1 protein-coding gene is annotated in these 1,889 nt (G+C 41.4%); it reads right to left on the bottom strand.

The window, feature by feature from the left end; all coding sequences use genetic code 11:
• Positions 1-169: 169 nt before the first annotated feature.
• Positions 170-1,795, bottom strand: coding sequence for an IS1182 family transposase (locus tag DW720_RS15465; protein WP_118749816.1), 1,626 nt, complete (start codon positions 1,793-1,795; stop codon positions 170-172).
• Between the last annotated feature and the right edge of the window lie 94 nt (positions 1,796-1,889).

Genomic DNA, 1,889 nt, shown 5'->3' with positions numbered 1-1,889 from the left:
GGGGCTGTCGCATTAGCAAATATTTTTGCTGGGCGGCAGCCCTACTTTCTGCCCAAAATGGCATCGAAATCAGTTACGGTTCCGATTCCATTCTATAAACGCAGTTCATTCATAGACATCCCTTTCGGCATGCCTTATTTCAAACTGTTTTATTTTTAATCATCAAAATCTATGTTGTCTTTAATGAAAAAAGATGGCTTCTCGTCCTTCCAGCCTGAATCTTGCAATGAAGCTTATTCATATTTCGTCCCATTGCTAAAAGGATGCTTTCTGCCAGTGCATTTGTCTTTCCCCGGTACAGATATCTCCGAAAATTCATGTCTTCTTTTACATCAGCAAAAGAACCTTCTGCCTGAATACTTCGGTTCATCCGGAGCATCGTTCCATACTCACTTGTGATCCGTTCCAGATTTTCTGCGCGTTTCCGGCTCATTGTCTTTGAGACCATTAGCACTTTATTCCTTTTTTCCATAGGTGTTTTGCAGTTGTTCCCTTTGATACATTCCGTTTTATAAGGACAGCCGGTACAGTCTGAGCTCCTGTAATAAGTTTTTACACTGATATATCCGCTGGCTGTTTTACTTCTGCATTCATTCGTAACAGTCAGTTCCCTTCCGTTGCGGCAGATGTAGCTGTCACTGTCTGCGTGATACTCCATGTTTTCCCTTCTACTGATGTCTTTTTTGTACTTTCGAGTTTTAGAAATCTCATAGTTCTGCGGTTTTATATAGGCAGTTTGTCCGTTGCCTTCAATGAAAAGATAGTTTTCTTCACTTTCGTATCCGGCATCTGCAACGATTTCTGAATACTTAAATCCCAAGTGATTCTCCATATCTTTCAAAAATGGAATTAGGGTACGTGTATCGGTTGGACGCGGGCTAATATCGAGCCATGTGATGTATTCGGAATCCACTCCGTGCTGGATGTTATAAGCAGGTTTTAACTGCCCATTCAGCATCGCGTCTTCTTTCATTCTCATAAAGGTGGCATCAGGATCTGTTTTGGAATAACTGTTTCTGTTCCCAAGCGTATACAGTTTTTTTGTATATTCCTTTAGTTTCTCCAGATATTGATCCAGCTGTTCCAGGGATTTTTGTAACTGTGTTTTCCTCCGTCCGATTCCGTGTACGAATACGATTCCTTCCTGTACTTTGATGCGGCACAACTGCTTTTTTAAACGTTTCAGTGTGTGTATGGATATCCGCTTATGGTATACCGTCTTAATTCCGTAGAGTTCTTCGCATTCAGCCACAAAAGAAGACAGTTTTGTGTATAACCGGACCTGATTCTTTGTAATGGCCTTTTTCCATACAAATGTATACTTATTAGCTGCCGATTCGATCTTGGTGCCGTCAATAAAGATGGTCTTCCCTGAGATCTCACCAAGAAGATAGAGCAGATCTGACATTTGAGCAAGTAAAGCTTTTGCACAGGCAGAAAAATGCAGGGATATAAAACGTGCGATGGTTGCGTGATCAGGAGCAGGCACTCCTTCCAGGAGATACATAAAGTTGATATCCCGTTTACATGCTTTTCTGATATCCCGGCTCGAATAGATTCTATTCATTGCTGCATAGATAACGAGTTTCAGCATCTGACGCGGTGTTGCCTGATTTTTTCTGATCCTGCCGTAAGTTTTATACAGTTCAGAAAGGTCCATTTCCTCCACAAAGGCACTTACCAGACGAACTGGGTCATCAGATGGAATAGAAATCTCTAAATCCAGTGGAAGTTTGATTTGATAATACAGAGAAAATGAGGTATAATCTCTCTGTATTATTTTGTTTAATAGCATAAACTAATTATACCACAAACGCCGGGCTTTTCGAAGCTCGGCGTTTTGTGTTGGATAAAAACACGAAGCTGCCGCACCTTAGTGCGACAGCCCC

Origin of the sequence: Clostridium sp. AM27-28, assembly GCF_003480955.1 — a bacterium.
Classification (GTDB): Bacteria; Bacillota; Clostridia; order Lachnospirales; family Lachnospiraceae; genus Otoolea; species Otoolea fessa.
The sequence above is the reverse complement of the archived record's forward strand: the minus strand, read 5'-3'. Positions and strand labels throughout refer to the sequence as shown.